Here is a 17,096-nt window from a genome sequence, read left to right as displayed (position 1 = left end):
TGACATGTCGATTCGTCCGTAAATCTTTTCACTAAACTGCATCCCGTATAACGCCATCGTACATAATATACCGCTCTCGCAGCGGAAAGTCTCGGGTGATTAGTATTGCTCGACTTTGACGTTACCGCCTTTACATCTGCAACCTATCTACGTCGTCGTCTGCAACGACCCTTCAGGGAAATCTCATCTTGAAGTTGGCTTCGTACTTAGATGCTTTCAGCACTTATCCTTTCCAGACTTAGATACTCAGCTATGCCCCTGGCGGAACAACTGATAAACCAGCGGTCTGTCCAACACGGTCCTCTCGTACTAGTGTCAGGTCTCCTCAAATTTCCTGCGCCCACAACAGATAGGGACCGAACTGTCTCACGACGTTCTGAACCCAGCTCGCGTGCCACTTTAATGGGCGAACAGCCCAACCCTTGGGACCTTCTCCAGCCCCAGGATGTGACGAGCCGACATCGAGGTGCCAAACCGCTCCGTCGATATGAGCTCTTGGGAGCGATCAGCCTGTTATCCCCGGAGTACCTTTTATCCTTTGAGCGATGGCCCTTCCATGCGGAACCACCGGATCACTATGCTCTAGTTTCCTACCTGATCGACTTGTCGGTCTCTCAGTCAAGCACCCTTATGCCATTACACTCTCCGGCCGGTTACCAATCGGCCTGAGGGTACCTTTAGAAGCCTCCGTTACGCTTTTGGAGGCGACCACCCCAGTCAAACTACCCACCAAACAGTGTCCCCATATCCTACGGGTTAGAACTCAAATAACCAAAGGTCCGTATTTCAAGGGTGACTCCATGAATACTGGCGTATCCACTTCTTTGTCTCCGGACTATCCTACACATCAGTTACCCAAATTCAATGTTAAGTTGCAGTAAAGGTTCACGGGGTCTTTCCGTCCCGTTGCGGGTAATCGGCATCTTCACCGATACTACAATTTCACCGAGTTCACGGTTGAGACAGTGTCCAGATCATTACACCATTCGTGCAGGTCGGAACTTACCCGACAAGGAATTTCGCTACCTTAGGACCGTTATAGTTACGGCCGCCGTTTACTGGGGCTTCAATTCAACGCTTCTCTTGCGATGACATCTCCTCTTAACCTTCCAGCACCGGGCAGGTGTCAGGCTGTATACTTCATCTTTCAATTTCGCACAGCCCTGTGTTTTTGTTAAACAGTTGCCTGGACCTATTCTCTGCGCCCTCCCACCAGGGAGGGACCCTTTGTCCCGAAGTTACAGGGTCAATTTGCCTAGTTCCTTAACCGTGAGTCGCTCGAGCGCCTTAGTATTTTCTACTCAACCACGTGTGTCCGTTTCGGGTACGGGTATGATACGCATATGTTTAGGGGATTTTCTCGGGAGCCTGATTACCTCTACTATCTGGTTGCCCGGGGGCGCCCAGTACTATCCGGTTCGACTGCCACGGCGGATTTGCCTACCATGTCATTATCTACTCCGTTCAACCTGCTATTCCGTCAGCAGGCGAGAGTGTCACTTCTCCGTCTCCTCGTCACTCCGTATCATAGTAACGGAATATTAACCGTTTCTGCCATCGGCTGCGCCGTTCGGCTGCGCCTTAGGGCCCGACTTACCCTGATCCGATTAGCGTTGATCAGGAACCCTTGGTCTTTCGGCGAGAGGGGTTCTCGCCCTCTTTATCGTTACTTATACCTACATTTGCTTTTCCATTACCTCCAGCATTCCTCAAGGAAAACCTTCTGCGGCTCATGGAATGCTCCCCTACCAATTGTTGCCAATTCCACAGCTTCGGTAAACGGCTTATGCCCGATTATTATCCACGCAGAACTCCTCGACTAGTGAGCTGTTACGCACTCTTTAAATGAATGGCTGCTTCCAAGCCAACATCCTAGCTGTCTTTGCAATTCTACTTCGTTAATTCAACTTAGCCGTTATTTCGGGACCTTAGCCGGTGGTCTGGGTTATTTCCCTCTCGGACATGGACCTTAGCACCCATGCCCTCACTCCTCTGATTCATATTTAAGCATTCGGAGTTTATCAAGACTTGATAGGCGGTGAAGCCCTCGCATCTTATCAGTCGCTCTACCTCTTAAATATATTCAGAAGGCTGCACCTAAATGCATTTCGGGGAGTACGAGCTATCTCCAAGTTTGATTAGCCTTTCACCCCTACCCACAAGTCATCCGAAAACTTTTCAACGTTTACCGGTGCGGTCCTCCAGTTAGTGTTACCTAACCTTCAACCTGCTCATGGGTAGATCACTTGGTTTCGCGTCTACTCCTGCCAACTTATACCGCCCTATTAAGACTCGCTTTCGCTTCGGCTCCTCGACTGAATCGATTAACCTGGCTGGCAAAAGTAACTCGTAGGTTCATTATGCAAAAGGCACGCCGTCACCCCACGTAGGGGCTCCGACCGCTTGTAGGCGTATGGTTTCAGGGTCTTTTTCACTCCTCTGTTCGAGGTTCTTTTCACCTTTCCTTCACAGTACTGGTTCGCTATCGGTCTCTCGGGAGTATTTAGCCTTACGGGATGGTCCCCGCTGATTCATACAGGATTTCTCGTGTCCCGCACTACTCAGGATACTGCTGTCGCTGTCGCTGGTTTCGCCTACCGGGTTATCACCGTCTTTGACCGGCCTTTCCAGACCGTTCGGCTACCTGCTTCTTTGTCTTATGCAGTCCTTCTACCCCGACTCTGCCGAAACAGAGTCGGTTTGGGCTCTTCCGCTTTCGCTCGCCACTACTGACGGAATCATTGTTATTTTCTTTTCCTGTGGGTAATGAGATGTTTCAGTTCCCCACGTTTGCTTCCCGTTATTCGGGATGACAGGTTATCCTGCCGGGTTGCCCCATTCGGAAATCTGCGGGTCACAGGATATTTGCTCCTCGCCGCAGCTTTTCGCAGCTTATCACGTCCTTCTTCGCCTCCGAGAGCCTAGGCATCCGCCATACGCCCTTCTTTACTTTCTTCGCCGTGCTCGTGAAATCTTTTCTGACGATCTCACGTGCGGTATCGTATATACCGGCGTTATACTCGTTCGTTTTTTTTATTCGATTTACTTTCGTTTCAACATGTCAATGATCTCTTCTTCGTGGAGAATAACGGATTCGAACCGTTGACCCCCTGCTTGCAAAGCAGGTGCTCTAGCCAGCTGAGCTAATCCCCCCTAACCTTCTGTCAGGTAGTCCCAGGCAGATTTGAACTGCCGACCTCTACATTATCAGTGTAGCGCTCTAACCTACTGAGCTATAGGACTGGCAAATCGCCTGCCGGAACGGTGGCTGTCTCTTATTTATTGTATCTCTTTCAATAGACCTTCGTAGTACGAGAACATAATCTCCTCTTTTAGCCCTTTTTTGCAGGTCGCTCCAGAAAGGAGGTGTTCCAGCCGCACCTTCCGGTACGGCTACCTTGTTACGACTTAGCCCCAGTCACCAGTATTACCCTAGGACGCTCCTTGCGGTTGCATACTTCAGGTACTCCCGGCTCCCATGGCTTGACGGGCGGTGTGTACAAGGCCCGGGAACGTATTCACCGCGCCATGGCTGATGCGCGATTACTAGCGAATCCAGCTTCACGGAGTCGAGTTGCAGACTCCGATCCGAACTGAGACAGGTTTTTGGGATTGGCTACGTATTGCTACGTCGCGACTCTTTGTACCTGCCATTGTAACACGTGTGTCGCCCCGGACGTAAGGGCCGTGCTGATTTGACGTCATCCCCACCTTCCTCACAGCTTGCGCTGGCAGTCCCGGTAGAGTCCTCAGCTTGACCTGTTAGTAACTACCGGTAAGGGTTGCGCTCGTTATGGCACTTAAGCCGACACCTCACGGCACGAGCTGACGACAACCATGCAGCACCTCGACAGCGACCATTGCTGGCTAATCCTTTTCGGGATTATTCCCCTGTCGTTTGAGCCCGGGTAAGGTTCCTCGCGTATCATCGAATTAAACCACATGTTCCTCCGCTTGTGCGGGCCCCCGTCAATTCCTTTGAGTTTCACCGTTGCCGGCGTACTCCCCAGGTGGAATACTTAACGCTTTCGCTGTACCGCTTACATTATATCGCAAACAGTTAGTATTCATCGTTTACGGCGTGGACTACCAGGGTATCTAATCCTGTTCGATACCCACGCTTTCGTGCTTCAGCGTCAGTTATAGCCCAGTATGCTGCCTTCGCAATCGGGGTTCTGCGTGATATCTATGCATTTCACCGCTACACCACGCATTCCGCATACCTCTTTTATACTCTAGAAAAACAGTTTCATCGGCAATTCTCCAGTTGAGCTGAAGCATTTCACCGCTGACTTATTCTTCCGCCTACGCACCCTTTAAACCCAATAAATCCGGATAACGCTCGCATCTTCCGTATTACCGCGGCTGCTGGCACGGAATTAGCCGATGCTTATTCTCCCGGTACATGCACAGCGCTACACGTAGCGCCCGTTATTCCCAGGTAAAAGGAGTTTACAACCCGTAGGGCCGTCTTCCTCCACGCGACTTGGCTGGTTCAGGCTTCCGCCCATTGACCAATATTCCTCACTGCTGCCTCCCGTAGGAGTCTGGTCCGTGTCTCAGTACCAGTGTGGGGGACCTTCCTCTCAGAACCCCTATCCATCGTTGCCTTGGTGGGCCGTGACCCCGCCAACTAGCTAATGGAACGCATGTTCATCTGTAACCGAGTCTCTTTAACATAAAATTCATGCGAATAATATGTGCTATGAGGTATTAGTCCGGATTTCTCCGGGTTATCCCTCTGTTACAGGTAGATTACATACGCGTTACTCACCCGTGCGCCGGTCGCCATCGGTATCAGCAAGCTGATACCATGTTGCCCCTCGACTTGCATGTGTTAGGCCTGTCGCTAGCGTTCATCCTGAGCCAGGATCAAACTCTTCGTTGTATGATTTCTTTTTACTTCTTTTTCACAACCTGCTGGCTCGTGACGGAGACTTTTACTCGTCTCGTACTACTTTTTTTGTCTATTGTAATTTCTTCAAGGATCGCTTGCTTTTCTCATTCAGAAACGGACTGCAAATCTAAGGGTTTCATTCTTATTCTCCAAAAAAAATCCCTCTTTTTTCTATTACTGCCCCTCTCTCCCGAAAAGCGTGTGCAAAAGTAAGAACTTTAACTCTTACCTCCAAATTTTTTTTGGCCTTTTTTATATACCTACAATAAATATTTCTATAACTGCCTGCAAATAACTCTATTATATACAAAACTTTTTTTCGAATAAAAAGCTACGTGATAGGGATGTTGAGCTTTCTTTATGCTCACTCGGGCTCAGCGTTACCTCTTTTCCGCAAAATCTCATATACCCAACGGTTACATAAAAAAAATTCCTCCGATTACTTTTCTATAGACAGTTTTATTGCACCAATTTAAAACGAATACGCAAACGCCCGTCTGCATAATCATGACTGACAATCACAAACTGTCCTATTTCTGAAGTATTTTTTACATGCAAACCAACACAAAGACAATCATCATAATCTCCAATACGCACAATACGTACCGTTTCACTGACATGATCCGGCAAACGCTTCATATCAAATTTATCGCAAGCGTCTTCTTTAGAAATATAATCAAAAGTCACAGGTAAATTTTGCTTTATAATATCATTTACACATTGCTCTACTTTCTGTATCTGTTCTTTTGTAGGTGCTTCGGCTAAAAGATAATCACACTTTGATTTTTTCTTTTCAATATGTGCACTAACAGCTCTTCCGCATCCAAACAAATTCATCATAGTCCTATTCAAAATATGTTCCACCGTATGCATTGGCGGATATTCTTGTTTATTATGCTCATTCAATTGTAATTGTTGTTCCATAATAGCACTATTTGCCATATAATCTATAGATAAAGATAGCATATCGAATTTTATTTACAATCGGAGAAATCTTTATCTGTAAATAGCTATTCTTTTTTCAAATTTCCATTCCAAAAATAAAATCATCTACACAAATCCATCGTCACAATATAACCGGCGACTATTCCTACAACATAGCCTTTAGAGAGACAAATATAACGACAAAATTCGAGAAAACATCTGCACGGTCACACATCTCCTTTTAAACAAGGAATAATTTTTTGAACAAAATTTATATTTTTACGATCAACACAAATACAAAATGAGCAAAGTTCAATATCATAAGAAATCAACATCACAGGTATATGATAGTTTAATTGAATAGCAAACTCATTAGCGAGCAAACGATCTTTCCATTTCATAAAAATCGCCGCACACCCCGTAAACAAATCAACCTTTGCAAACTTACTCAACGCATTACACAAATCTTCTTTTTGACATAATTTATTTATAATCAACGTATAGCAAACTCCAGAACTAATAGTTCGCACAACAGCAACATTAAATTGTTCCAAGACCTGAAATACACGAGTAGAAAACTGATACAATGGCAAACTATAATCAGACTTAACTTTGAGGATAAAAACATCCGGCTCTACCGCCATTAATTTTGTGCTAACGCGACAATCTTCTTTTTCAAGTACCATATTTAAATTATTCCTTTATGAATATTTTCCATTTTAGCAAAATCTCTTTTCCATTTTGAAAAGGTCATTTTCAAAACAAGAAAAAACAAATCCTTCACATCAATCCAATAAACAATTAATAATTAAGATATTAATCGAATAATTACAAAATATGTCAAGATTCTGCACACTGTTTGTTCTTTAATTTTATAAATAAAAGTACATATACCATACCAAAAAAAAACAGAATTATGAATCGCAAAGAATTAATGCTTCAAAGTCAATCTGTTACTCAGATAGCGACAGATTTAATCAAAAACACAAATACCCCTTCTTTTACGGTAATATTCATGCAACAATTTACAAATAGCATCATAACTACAGGAGGACTTATCGATGCAATTTGTATGGATTATGCCAGCGTAAACACCCCTAAAAGACTCAATACAGCGATAGAAGAACTACACAAAGCTATCCATATTATACAAATGTTATCTCAGGCTTCTGCCATAAATGTAACTTTAGCCAAAGCTTTTTTCGAACAAAGTAGCGAATTACTAAAACTAATCTTAACCGGAATATACGAATTTCAAAATAAAAAGAGTCCCGTCCAACAAGAACTATAAAATTTATATATACAGCTTAAAACTCAAAAAAAGAGCAAGATATTTGCAACTTATGATACAAGAATAGTATATTTGCAATTACCAAAAAGTACAAAAATTAAGGAATCTTGATTTAATGCGTATTATAATAATTGAAGATTATGAAACAGCTCATCACTTTTCGACCATACAGTAAAATTTTTTCTTGTCTATTTATATCGACATGCTTACTAACATCATTTACGGTTCATGCTCAAAAAGCGAACAAAATATTCGAGTTGCTTCAAGAAAAAAAAATCTCCAAAGCAGTAGAAAAACGAAATAAAGTATATACGACAGACAGTAAAAGCGACCTGATTTTAGTAGATATTTGCGACTGCGTTTTGTTCAATACACCTGAATATAAAGGTTATGATCCATATCGAGCTTATGCTTTACTCAACACCACAATTACACATCAACAAGATAAAGATGTCAAAAAATTTTTGACCAAACACAAAACATCTTTTGCTATAATTAAAAAACAGATCGAAGAAAATATTCTCAACGATGCAAAGAAAAACAATACAGAAGCTGCCTTTGCACGGGCAATCGAAGCCTGCAACGAATGTTTTTATCTTCAAGAAGCCAAACAGCTACAAGAGGATATCGCATATAATAACGCAATAGAAAAAGCAGATATAGATAGCTATAAATATTTTCTAACTCATTATCCCGAATCTGAGAGAGTTCCCGAGATTACCCGTCTCGCCGATAAAATAATATTCTCAAAATTAGACAATACAATAGAGGCTTACAGTGCGTTTATACAACAATACCCACAATCGGAACTTGTCCCCGAAGCACAAAACCGGATTTACCAACTTGCATACAAATATGCAACAGAGCAAAACACTAAAGAAGCATACGTAAATCTTTTACAAAGATATCCGACTCATCCCCAAAAAGATGAAATCACCAAGATTATTGAAGATATCGACTATAACCATTTCATAAACGGAATGAGCTTATATGCTTACAACAAATTTATAGCAGATCACCCGAATTCTCCATATATAGAAAAGTTGAATGAAAAAATGGCCTTGATAAACAAGTCCCAATTTCATACAGAAGCTGAAGGATTGAAAGGCTATGTAAAAACGACTTTCGAAAAAGTAGAAACAAAAAACACAAACGGAAAAACCGCTACAAGCAATATAAGAAATACATACAACGAATTGGGGCAACTAACACTTCACGAACAAACTTCCGGGTCGAGCACACAAGGAAAACAGTACTATTACCACCCTGACAACACATTAAGCTCTGTTGTAACGGCAAAAGGAAATGAAAAATATATTTATAAAGGCTCATTATTACAAAAAATCACTTTCGTCAATACTAAAAAGCGGGAAACGACACAAAGTACTTTCAAATATGATGCAAATAACCGATTAATAGAGCGTACAGATTTCGTAACAGGAGTTAAAGGTGGCATAAAAACACAATATACCTATAACGCAAACGACAGCCTTGTTTCAACTAAAATTTTTAAAGCTAATCTGCCCAAGAATACTACAACGGCAACTTTTAGCAACAACAAAAAACAAAATGAAACAAATATCAATGGAAGGCTCAAAACAGTACATACCTACACATATAATGATAAGGGAGATTTATCCAAAGACAGTATAAATACAAATGGAAAATCAAGCGAAATAACGTATGAATATACCTACGACACACAAGGCAACTGGACAACCCGAACTCAATATAATGACGGGAAAGTAAAAGAGATGATACAACGTGATATAGAATATTATTCTTATAAATAAAAGTAATAAATTTTAGAAATATCCGGTATTCAAATTTTGAATACCGGATATTTCTTTATCATCAGATCTCATAATCCCGAAAATAAGATTTACCTTTGTCGCCAAATAATAATTAAAAGAGCAGCATGTCAACTTATACTGAAGATTTACGAAAAGTAACCACCCGTCGCTTAGCTGAAATGAAACAACGGGGAGAAAAAATATCTATGCTTACAGCATACGATTATTCTATGGCCAGCCTTATAGACCAAGCCGGCATGGATGTTATATTAGTAGGAGACTCCGCATCTAATGTTATGGCAGGAAATATAACCACCTTACCGATGACATTAGATCAGATGATATATCACGGAGTTTCTGTAGTAAAAGCAGTCAAGCGGGCACTCGTTGTCGTAGATATGCCTTTCGGATCTTATCAAGGTAATTCCAAAGAAGCAGTCGCATCTGCAATTCGGATCATGAAAGAAACCGGAGCTGATTGTGTAAAGATGGAAGGAGGAGAAGAAATAAGAGAATCTATCGAGAGAATATTAAGCGCAGGAATACCCGTTATGGGACATTTAGGATTAACTCCCCAATCCATTAACAAATTCGGCACTTACACCGTCCGAGCCAAAGAAGAGGCAGAAGCCCAAAAACTGATCAAAGATGCACATCTACTTGAAGAGATCGGATGCTTCTCTATCGTCCTCGAAAAAATTCCCGCAAAATTGGCTGAACGTGTCTCTACCGAGCTAAGTATTCCTACAATCGGTATCGGAGCAGGAAATGGCACAGACGGACAAGTCTTGGTAATGCACGATATGTTGGGAATCAACAAAGGCTTTTCGCCGAGATTTCTGCGCAGATATGCCGATCTACACACAGTAATAACCGAAGCCGTACAAGCATATATTAATGATGTGAAAACACGGGATTTCCCCAACGAAAAAGAACAATATTAAGAATTTGTCTAAAACCGATCGATATAGGACTTTTGAATCCTATATCGATCGGTTTTTTATCTTTACAGATCACAGAAAATCAGCCATTCTATCACTCTACAAAACTGAAAATTCTTGGAAATCGCTCCTATTACAATCCAAATAAAACCCCGAATATCTCTGACAAAAGAAAACGCGTTGAGGAATAATTACCACTCAACGCGCTTATTGTTTTATATAAAATAGTCTTCGCTTACATTTTTAAAAAGAAGGGTTGTCTCCCGACAACCAATTCTTTAATACCTTAAATCTAATACCATGAAAAAACTGATACAAATATACCCGAAGATTTCTTATTCTCCAAATTCATCAAAAGCAAAATGCTAATTTTTAACTATTATTACGCAAAACAAGACGATCAGTTAACACTTCAAGTCAAAAAGATCATTTTGTAATCCGGAGAAAGCAAAATAGAAGGATATAAGCTAAAAGCTTTAATCTGAAAATTTTAATAAAGAATTTTTTCTTTATTTTTAAGCAGAAAATGCGTTGTTTATAAATAAAATGCTTACCTTTGCAACGCAAATAAAAATGAAGTGCTTTGTTTTCTAAACAAGACACGTACAGAGAATAAATTTGTATTTTATAATAAACCCTTAAAAGTTTTATTACAATGATTAAAGTAGGTATTAACGGTTTTGGACGTATCGGACGTTTCGTTTTCCGTGCAGCTCAAAAAAGAAATGACATTGAAATTGTAGGTATCAACGACCTTTGCCCAGTAGATTATTTAGCATATATGCTAAAATATGATACAATGCACGGTCAATTCGACGGTACTATCGAAGCAGACGTTGAAAAAAGCCAATTAATCGTAAACGGAAAAGCTATCCGCGTAACAGCAGAAAGAAATCCCGAAGATTTAAAATGGGATGCTATCGGTGCAGAATACGTAGTTGAATCAACAGGACTTTTCTTGACTAAAGAAAAAGCTGAAGCTCATATCAAAGCCGGTGCTAAACGTGTGGTTATGTCTGCTCCTTCTAAAGACGATACTCCTATGTTCGTTTGTGGTGTTAACCACAACACTTATGCAGGACAACCGATCGTATCTAACGCATCTTGTACAACAAACTGTTTAGCTCCTATCGCTAAAGTTCTTAACGACAAATTCGGAATCCTTGACGGTTTGATGACTACTGTTCACTCAACTACTGCAACTCAAAAAACAGTTGACGGTCCTTCTATGAAAGACTGGAGAGGTGGTCGTGCAGCTTCTGGTAACATTATTCCTTCTTCTACAGGTGCAGCAAAAGCCGTAGGTAAAGTTATCCCTTCGTTGAATGGTAAATTGACCGGTATGTCTATGCGTGTCCCGACTTTGGATGTTTCTGTTGTAGACTTAACTGTAAATTTGGCAAAACCGGCTACTTACGAAGAAATTTGCGCAGCAATGAAAGCAGCTTCTGAAGGCGAATTGAAAGGTATACTCGGATATACTGAAGACGCAGTTGTTTCTTCTGACTTCTTAGGAGATCCTCGCACTTCTATTTTCGATAAGAATGCAGGTATTCAATTAACCCCGACTTTCGTAAAAATCGTTTCTTGGTATGACAACGAAATCGGTTACTCAAACAAAGTTCTGGATTTAATTGCACACATGGATACTGTAAAATAAGTATTTCACGATATACAATAAAAAAGGGCATCAAATTTGATGCCCTTTTTTATAACCAAATTATCCAGTAAGATATTCATTAATAAAACAAATTGCTTTTCGAGCAGCATCCCGGACTGATCCAATAATCTCAACCTCTCCGTCTTCATATCTCAAATCAGCATCAAAACGGAATTGAACAAGTTTCCTCTTCATTTTATCAAACTTTACTTCACACCATAAAGACAAATTCTTGCCCTTAAACTCTACATCATAATCAGATCGATACCGTACTCCACACACATCATCATAAGAAAAAAAAATAATAAAATGGCTCGCACATAACAATGCTAATTGTACGGCATCTATTCTCATAATTACAACACCTCCTTTTTCTATTGCGCCCATATCTTCTCATTATTTTACCCCAATTTCATACCCATTACCTCTAAATTACACAAAAGACCGAAAAGGATATAAGCACGTTATTAATTGTTAATTAACCATTTACAAACCATATAAAAGCAAGAATCATATAGTGATATATAATCCTTATCATTATCTTTGACACCACAAAATTATAGTTATAAAACCATACATTTATGCTATAATTATAAAATCATACCCTTAAAAAAATTATTATGCCTCAAGAAGAACTTATATCCCGCATTCGAGAATTAATCAAAGAAATGAATATTTCTCAAAACGAATTTGCCGACCGCATTAAAATAGACCGCTCCAATTTTTCAAAACATATAAATGGAAAACTTCCCATTAGCGATTCCCTATTAAATAAAATTGTTGTCAGTTTGGGTATATCCAAAGAGTGGCTCAATTCCGGTGAAGGAGAAAAATACTATATGGCTGCACACCGCCAAACAATATCTTTACCGACAAATGTCATACACACCAATGGGCAAAGAGGAGCTAAAGTATATGATATAGATGTTACTGCCGGCCCCATAGGAAGGAGTCTCATATTCTCGACAGAAAACCTCATCGGGTCGATAGACGTTCCGTTCATAAATAACGAAAATAGTATCGTCCGGGTAAGTGGAGACAGTATGCAACCGGTCATTTGCAACGGAGATATGGTAGCCATCAGAGAAGTCAAAAATCCTAACCTTATATTTTGGGGACAAATTTACGTAGTATTACTAGACGACTATCGCATGGTCAAATATATACGGAAACACACCGATCGAGATATGGTAATCCTCAGAAGTGCCAATCCCGAATACGATGACATAGAAATTCACAAATCAGAAATTCGGGATTTATTCATTGTCGAGAACATCATTCGTTTCGATAGCCGTATGTAATAAATTACAATTGTTAATAAAATATCGAGTTTTAACTAATTAAATTTAAAACAAAGCAGAAAATTAAGGATTAATTTGGTAGAAAAAACTTTTATAGCTTATATTTGTATCAGTTTTTCATGGTATTTAGATTTAAGGTTAATAACAAAGATTGGTTGCCGGGAGGCAACCATTTCTTTTTTAAGAAATCTGTCATGCCGATATGGACAGAGTAGCAAACATAGATAGCCAGACCTATCCCACAGCAGGCTGGCTACGGCAACATCTGAAAGAAAAAGGCGAACGAGGAGAAAAAAGTATCGATATCTGCTGAAATGAGGTTGTTGCATCAGCTTAACTCAGTAGATATCATATATTACGATTATTCATTCATACTTCAAGACTCAACGTTCTAATAATTTATCAAAAAATCCGTATCTTCGCTAAGTTTTTAATATTTATCAAGAACAGGTTTATGGGCAAAAACAAACTACAAAAATTTGATGATATGAATTCTTTCTCCCACGTATTCCAATTCCCTTTCTCCACATTACGAGAAAAAGGATTCGAAATGAAAGGAAAATGGAATTCCGATTTTTTCAAAAATAATAATCCTATCGTTCTCGAATTGGGATGCGGAAAAGGAGAATACGCCGTAGGATTAGCCCGAAAGTATCCTGAAAAAAATTTTATCGGAGTCGATATAAAAGGGGCACGTATGTGGACAGGAGCTAAAGACGCCTTGGAAAACGGTATCGCAAACGTTGCATTTCTCCGGACAAATATCGAGCTCATTACAGAATTTTTCGCAGAAAACGAAATTTCAGAGATCTGGATTACATTTCCCGATCCCCAAATGAAAAAAGTCCGGAAAAGACTCACTTCAACCCGTTTTATGGATCTATACCGGCAAATACTTAAACCCAACGGAATCATTCACCTGAAAAGCGACAGCAATTTCATGTACACTTATACTTGTGAAATGATCAAGGCAAATCATTATCCGGTCAATATACAGACCGATGACCTCTACAATTCAGGTATAACCGACGAGATACTCGAAATAAAAACCTTCTACGAACAACAATGGCTCGAAAGAGGTTTATCAATCAAATATATACAATTTATCTGCGAACCGAGACCCGTTCTCATCGAACCCCAAGTCGAAATAGAATTCGATAGTTACCGGAGTTTTAATCGCAGTAAACGAAGTGCAAATTCAAGCGGAATATAAATACAAATTATTATGGCATTATATCCTAAACTTATTACAGACGCACTAAGTAAAGTGCGCTATCCGGGAAACGGAAAAGACCTTGTATCTGCCGGTATGGTAGAAGACGATATCCGCATCGACGGAAATAAAGTGAGCTTTTCTCTTATTTTCGAAAAACCGAATGATCCATTCATAAAATCAGTTGTAAAAGCTGCAGAAACAGCAATCCTCACATATGTCGGGGAAGATGTCGATATAAAAGGAAACATCAACATCAAGTCCCGACAAGCCCAACGTCCCGAACCGGGGAAGCTATTGCCACAAGTCAAGAACGTCATTGCCGTATCATCAGGTAAAGGAGGTGTAGGGAAATCGACCGTAGCGGCTAACCTTGCCGTAGCTTTAGCACAACAAGGCTACAAAGTCGGATTATTGGATGCCGATATATTCGGCCCATCCGTTCCCAAAATGTTCGATGTAGAAGATGCACGCCCATACGTAGAACAAATAGGTGGTAGAGATTTGATTCTCCCGGTTGAAAAATACGGCATAAAAATACTATCTATCGGTTTTTTTGTAGATAAGGATAGCGCAATCGTATGGCGAGGCGGAATGGCAAGCAATGCTCTCAAACAATTAATTGCAGATGCCGACTGGGGAGAACTCGATTATTTTATTCTCGATTTACCCCCTGGTACAAGCGACATACATCTGACTATTGTACAAACCCTTGCCATTACCGGAGCAATCGTAGTAACAACACCACAAGAAGTTGCACTTGCCGATGCCCGTAAAGGAATCGATATGTTTACAAACGAGAAAGTTAATGTCCCAGTACTCGGACTTGTCGAAAACATGGCATGGTTTACTCCGGCAGAACTCCCGGAAAACAAATATTATCTTTTCGGGAAAGAAGGAGGAAAACGTTTGTCCGAAGAACTAAATATCGCACTACTGGGACAAATACCGATCGTACAAAGTATATGCGAGGGGGGAGACAGCGGCAAACCCGTAGCTCTCGATCCCGACTCGATTACCGGTATGGCTTTTGCCGATTTAGCTCGTTCTGTCGTAGAAGCTACCGATATTCGAAACAAGACACAAAAACCGACTCAAATCGTAGAGACCCATAAAACTGTAAAACCGTAAGAGACTGTTTTATATTATATAACAATAGATTTCACCCTTTCCTGATTTACAGACAGAAAGGGTGAAATTCATTTTTATACTTCTAAAAGCCTGTCTAAATCTTCACCGACTACACTCCTCCGGTCTCATACTCTCTGCATAATTCGTCACATCCGGAAAAAAAGAATAAAAACAATCTTGAAAATAATCATAGTTATCGACAAAATATCGTTGCAATTTATTTATATCGAAAGGCACACCCCGATACTCTACCATAATTCCGACAGACTCCATCAATCCTTCTACGGTACGATAACAGCACAATCGATTAGTAAATATAAAATGCCACATAAAACGACGGATACGAACAGGCAAATAAGAATAATTCAAAACTAAATCAAAATAAAATTTTCGGGAAAAAGAGGACAAGGAAACTGAGGAATAATTTTCAAAATCTCTTGCTAAATAATGATCGAAAAAAAGATCGGGAAGAATACCGCCATACCGTCCGAACTCCCGATTTAAAAGAGCGACCATCTCCCGTACAAGCGGATGATGGTCGGTATAATTATCTATCAAACGATGCAAACGAATTCCTGATCTCAACTTATACGGATAATGTTCCGGAATACCTCCTTTAACAGCATCTGCGATAAAGCCGCCTACTCTAATTTGCGGAGAACTGCCCGAAAGATAAATATGTGCCAGATAATTCATTATCTGGGAAGAACATTTATTTTTAGTTTCTTATAAGCCCGTTCCGCTTTAGCCAGCGCCTCCTCCACTGTATCGGCACTGGCAAGAATCACGCCCAACCGACGGTGTCCTTTCACTTCCGCTTTACCGAAAATACGCAATTGAACATCCGGTTCGGACAACACTTCTTCCAGATTATCAAATTCTACCTTATCCGTATCTCCTTCTACAACAATAGCTTTCGAAGCCGAAGGACGATAAAAACGTACTCCCGGAACAGGTAAGCCCAAAACAGCACGGGCATGCAAAGCAAACTCCGACAAATCTTGAGAAATCATTGTTACCATACCCGTATCATGAGGGCGCGGGGAAACTTCACTGAAAATCACATCATCCCCTTTCACAAACAATTCCACACCGAAAATTCCCCAGCCGCCTAATGCGTTCGTTATTTTCCCGGCAATCTCTTCTGCCCGTTTCAACGCTTCTGCACTCATAGCTTGCGGTTGCCAAGACTCCCGATAATCACCGTCGACCTGATGATGTCCGATCGGTTTAAGAAAGGCCGTCCCTCCTATATGCCGCACGGTCAATAACGTAATCTCGTAATCGAAATCCACAAATCCCTCGACAATTACACGACCAGCTCCCGCCCGGCCGCCTTCCTGTGCATACTGCCACGCTTTATCCATATCTGCCATCGAACGCACAAGGCTCTGTCCGTGTCCTGAAGAACTCATAATAGGCTTCACCATACACGGGACTCCGATTGTTTTAACCGCCTCATTAAACTCTTCCCGAGTCGAAGCAAATTTATATGTCGAAGTCTTTATACCTAAAGTCTCGGCTGCCAATCGGCGAATCCCCTCCCGATTCATCGTCAGATAAGCGGCATTCGCCGTAGGAGTAACATGAAACCCTTCTTTTTCAAGTTCCACCAAAGTAGAAGTAGCGATCGCTTCTACTTCCGGAATAATATAATCAGGCTTCTCCACCTCTATAATTTCCCGTAAACGTACCCCGTCCAACATCGAAAGGACATATGAACGATGAGCTACTTGCATAGCCGGAGCATTAGGATATTTATCCAGAGCTACGACTTCTACTCCGTACCGTTGCAATTCGATTGCAACTTCTTTACCTAACTCTCCTGAACCGCATAGAAGAGCTTTTTTACCGACTTCAGATAAGGTTGTTCCTATTTTTGTCATATTCGTCTGTTTTGTGTGTCCTCAAAGGTACATCAAAAAATTAATATAAAAATAAGTTT

At 40.8% G+C, this 17,096-nt stretch carries 12 protein-coding genes, 2 tRNA genes and 2 rRNA genes; 7 read left to right on the top strand and 9 right to left on the bottom strand.

What is annotated here, in order from left to right:
• Positions 1–80: 80 nt before the first annotated feature.
• The 6 genes from QUE35_RS10185 to QUE35_RS10160 all read right to left on the bottom strand — a co-directional run bounded on the left by QUE35_RS10185 (position 81) and on the right by QUE35_RS10160 (position 6,507).
• Positions 81–2,956 (bottom strand): 23S ribosomal RNA (locus QUE35_RS10185).
• Positions 2,957–3,079: 123 nt separating this feature from the next.
• Positions 3,080–3,153 (bottom strand) — tRNA-Ala (locus QUE35_RS10180).
• A gap of 16 nt (positions 3,154–3,169) precedes the next feature.
• Positions 3,170–3,243: transfer RNA gene (locus QUE35_RS10175), tRNA-Ile, on the bottom strand.
• Positions 3,244–3,359: 116 nt separating this feature from the next.
• A 16S ribosomal RNA gene (locus QUE35_RS10170) occupies positions 3,360–4,888 on the bottom strand.
• The 16S and 23S rRNA genes sit together here with 2 tRNA genes alongside, the layout of an rRNA operon.
• A 468-nt stretch (positions 4,889–5,356) precedes the next feature.
• A complete protein-coding gene (locus QUE35_RS10165) occupies positions 5,357–5,821 on the bottom strand; it encodes an alanyl-tRNA editing protein (protein ID WP_031258594.1) in 465 nt (154 codons plus the stop codon).
• A 227-nt stretch (positions 5,822–6,048) separates the two neighbouring features.
• Positions 6,049–6,507: a hypothetical protein gene (locus tag QUE35_RS10160; RefSeq protein ID WP_009319636.1), complete on the bottom strand. Its 459-nt coding sequence runs from the start codon at positions 6,505–6,507 to the stop codon at positions 6,049–6,051.
• 230 nt (positions 6,508–6,737) lie between these two features.
• Between QUE35_RS10160 and QUE35_RS10155 the strand changes: the two genes are divergently transcribed.
• From QUE35_RS10155 to gap, 4 genes are all read left to right on the top strand, one after another.
• Positions 6,738–7,112, top strand: coding sequence for a hypothetical protein (locus QUE35_RS10155; protein ID WP_009319635.1), 375 nt, complete (start codon positions 6,738–6,740; stop codon positions 7,110–7,112).
• Between the two features lie 140 nt (positions 7,113–7,252).
• Positions 7,253–8,905 (top strand): hypothetical protein, encoded by a 1,653-nt coding sequence (locus QUE35_RS10150; protein ID WP_022601184.1) that lies wholly within the window; start codon positions 7,253–7,255, stop codon positions 8,903–8,905.
• 125 nt (positions 8,906–9,030) lie between these two features.
• On the top strand, positions 9,031–9,849 hold the full coding sequence (panB, locus tag QUE35_RS10145) for a 3-methyl-2-oxobutanoate hydroxymethyltransferase (RefSeq protein WP_009319633.1): 819 nt from the start codon (positions 9,031–9,033) through the stop codon (positions 9,847–9,849).
• A gap of 652 nt (positions 9,850–10,501) precedes the next feature.
• Positions 10,502–11,506: a type I glyceraldehyde-3-phosphate dehydrogenase gene (gap, locus tag QUE35_RS10140; RefSeq protein WP_009319632.1), complete on the top strand. Its 1,005-nt coding sequence runs from the start codon at positions 10,502–10,504 to the stop codon at positions 11,504–11,506.
• A 60-nt stretch (positions 11,507–11,566) separates the two neighbouring features.
• Here the strand turns inward: gap and QUE35_RS10135 are convergent, their stop codons facing one another.
• Positions 11,567–11,893: a hypothetical protein gene (locus tag QUE35_RS10135; protein ID WP_022601183.1), complete on the bottom strand. Its 327-nt coding sequence runs from the start codon at positions 11,891–11,893 to the stop codon at positions 11,567–11,569.
• 233 nt (positions 11,894–12,126) lie between these two features.
• Between QUE35_RS10135 and QUE35_RS10130 the strand changes: the two genes are divergently transcribed.
• From QUE35_RS10130 to QUE35_RS10120, 3 genes are all read left to right on the top strand, one after another.
• Positions 12,127–12,807, top strand: coding sequence for a LexA family transcriptional regulator (locus QUE35_RS10130; protein ID WP_009319630.1), 681 nt, complete (start codon positions 12,127–12,129; stop codon positions 12,805–12,807).
• Between the two features lie 454 nt (positions 12,808–13,261).
• Positions 13,262–14,020: a tRNA (guanosine(46)-N7)-methyltransferase TrmB gene (gene trmB / locus QUE35_RS10125; RefSeq protein WP_022601181.1), complete on the top strand. Its 759-nt coding sequence runs from the start codon at positions 13,262–13,264 to the stop codon at positions 14,018–14,020.
• 12 nt (positions 14,021–14,032) lie between these two features.
• A complete protein-coding gene (locus QUE35_RS10120) occupies positions 14,033–15,151 on the top strand; it encodes an Mrp/NBP35 family ATP-binding protein (protein WP_022601180.1) in 1,119 nt (372 codons plus the stop codon).
• A 102-nt stretch (positions 15,152–15,253) separates the two neighbouring features.
• On the opposite strand, the gene QUE35_RS10115 is transcribed toward QUE35_RS10120, so the two are convergent.
• Positions 15,254–15,847: an acyl carrier protein phosphodiesterase gene (locus QUE35_RS10115; RefSeq protein ID WP_009319625.1), complete on the bottom strand. Its 594-nt coding sequence runs from the start codon at positions 15,845–15,847 to the stop codon at positions 15,254–15,256.
• Positions 15,847–17,037, bottom strand: a complete 1,191-nt coding sequence (gene purT, locus QUE35_RS10110; protein ID WP_022601179.1) for a formate-dependent phosphoribosylglycinamide formyltransferase — start codon at positions 17,035–17,037, stop codon at positions 15,847–15,849. Before purT ends, QUE35_RS10115 begins: the two co-directional genes overlap by 1 nt.
• Positions 17,038–17,096: the final 59 nt, after the last annotated feature.

This window comes from Coprobacter fastidiosus (assembly GCF_030296935.1).
Lineage (GTDB): Bacteria > Bacteroidota > Bacteroidia > Bacteroidales > Coprobacteraceae > Coprobacter > Coprobacter fastidiosus.
The sequence above is the reverse complement of the archived record's forward strand: the minus strand, read 5'-3'. Positions and strand labels throughout refer to the sequence as shown.

What these genes read in the sequence shown, in the direction of transcription:
- QUE35_RS10165 (WP_031258594.1), bottom strand. Translation starts at nt 5,821, where the DNA reads ATGGAACAACAATTACAATTGAATGAGCATAATAAACAAGAATATCCG.
- QUE35_RS10160 (WP_009319636.1), bottom strand. Translation starts at nt 6,507, where the DNA reads ATGGTACTTGAAAAAGAAGATTGTCGCGTTAGCACAAAATTAATGGCG.
- QUE35_RS10155 (WP_009319635.1), top strand. Translation starts at nt 6,738, where the DNA reads ATGAATCGCAAAGAATTAATGCTTCAAAGTCAATCTGTTACTCAGATA.
- QUE35_RS10150 (WP_022601184.1), top strand. Translation starts at nt 7,253, where the DNA reads ATGAAACAGCTCATCACTTTTCGACCATACAGTAAAATTTTTTCTTGT.
- panB (WP_009319633.1), top strand. Translation starts at nt 9,031, where the DNA reads ATGTCAACTTATACTGAAGATTTACGAAAAGTAACCACCCGTCGCTTA.
- gap (WP_009319632.1), top strand. Translation starts at nt 10,502, where the DNA reads ATGATTAAAGTAGGTATTAACGGTTTTGGACGTATCGGACGTTTCGTT.
- QUE35_RS10135 (WP_022601183.1), bottom strand. Translation starts at nt 11,893, where the DNA reads ATGGGCGCAATAGAAAAAGGAGGTGTTGTAATTATGAGAATAGATGCC.
- QUE35_RS10130 (WP_009319630.1), top strand. Translation starts at nt 12,127, where the DNA reads ATGCCTCAAGAAGAACTTATATCCCGCATTCGAGAATTAATCAAAGAA.
- trmB (WP_022601181.1), top strand. Translation starts at nt 13,262, where the DNA reads ATGGGCAAAAACAAACTACAAAAATTTGATGATATGAATTCTTTCTCC.
- QUE35_RS10120 (WP_022601180.1), top strand. Translation starts at nt 14,033, where the DNA reads ATGGCATTATATCCTAAACTTATTACAGACGCACTAAGTAAAGTGCGC.
- QUE35_RS10115 (WP_009319625.1), bottom strand. Translation starts at nt 15,847, where the DNA reads ATGAATTATCTGGCACATATTTATCTTTCGGGCAGTTCTCCGCAAATT.
- purT (WP_022601179.1), bottom strand. Translation starts at nt 17,037, where the DNA reads ATGACAAAAATAGGAACAACCTTATCTGAAGTCGGTAAAAAAGCTCTT.